The following is a 1,232-nucleotide window of genomic DNA, read 5'->3' as shown; positions in this document are numbered from 1 at the left end:
TCGTGAAGTCGTTCTTCGCCGGACCTGACGATCCGGAAAAGGCGAGGGCTCCCGTCGTCAACGTGCTCATGGAGCGCGGCGCACGGGTGGTCGTCATCGCGCTCGCAGCCGCCTGGCTCGCCGCAGTGGTTCGCTTCCGCATGAGCGGATTGATGGAGGACGAAGTCGTCAGTCGCCTCATCCGCGGCGTGTTGAGCGGCGTGGTGATCCTGCTTGCCGCTGACCTGATCTGGCACATCGTCAAGGGCCTCATTAACCAGCGTATCGAACGTGCCCGGATCGAAGGCGGCGATGAAGCTGCGCTCGCCCGCAGTGGGCGGCTCATGACCTTGCTGCCGATTTTGCGCAATTTCCTTGCTGTCCTGATCGCGGGCATGGCGGTCATGATGGCGCTGTCCGCCCTTGGCGTGGCCATCGGTCCGTTGATTGCGGGCGCCGGCATTTTCGGCGTTGCCATTGGCTTTGGCTCGCAGTCCCTGGTCAAAGACGTCATCAGCGGCGTGTTCTACATGACCGATGATGCATTCCGGGTGGGAGAATATATTCAGAGCGGCAGCTACAAAGGCACCGTGGAATCCTTCAGCATCCGCTCCGTCAAACTGCGCCATCACCGTGGCCCGGTTTTCACCGTGCCTTTCGGCTTGTTGGGTGCCGTACAAAACATGAGCCGTGATTGGGTGATCGACAAGTTTTTTATCTCGGTCACCTACGATGCGGATATCGCCAAGGTCAAGAAGCTGGTTAAGGGTGTCGGCGCGGCACTTCTCGAAGATCCTGAATTCGGCCCGCAGATCCTCGAAACGGTCAAGATGAAGGGCGTCGAGGCGTTCACCGACTACGGTATCAAGCTGAGCTTTAAAGTGATGACGAAACCTGGCTTCCAGTCCACGATCCGGCGGCGCGCCTACGCAATGATCCGCGAAGCGTTCGCTCAAAATGGCATTGGATTTGCCTCACCAACAGTGCAGGTTGCCAGCAACCAGGAGGATCATTCCACCGGTGCTGCGATCGCCGCTGCAACAGATTCCATGGTTCGCAAAAAGGCTGCTGACGTGCAACTGAAATTGGTGGAGGGTGAAGGGTGAGCGAGTGAACCGCGCGACTGCAGCCTTCAGCGGGCCCTGCTGGTTTCAATGCGACCCCCAGTATGCGCACGCACGGCAACATTCCAAGGACGTACGGCACGTTCAAATTTGCTGTTGACGCACCGAAACGGTTTTCGTGTCTCAGGT

General features: G+C 58.8%; 1 protein-coding gene. It reads left to right on the top strand.

From position 1 onward, the window contains the following. Positions 1–1,085: mechanosensitive ion channel family protein (locus AAAB35_RS06580; protein ID WP_340667411.1), on the top strand; the 1,085-nt coding region annotated here is incomplete at its 5' end. Positions 1,086–1,232: the final 147 nt, after the last annotated feature.

It is taken from the genome of Phyllobacterium sp., assembly GCF_037994425.1.
GTDB lineage: Bacteria > Pseudomonadota > Alphaproteobacteria > Rhizobiales > Rhizobiaceae > Phyllobacterium.
This window is presented reverse-complemented; position numbering and strand designations above follow the sequence as displayed.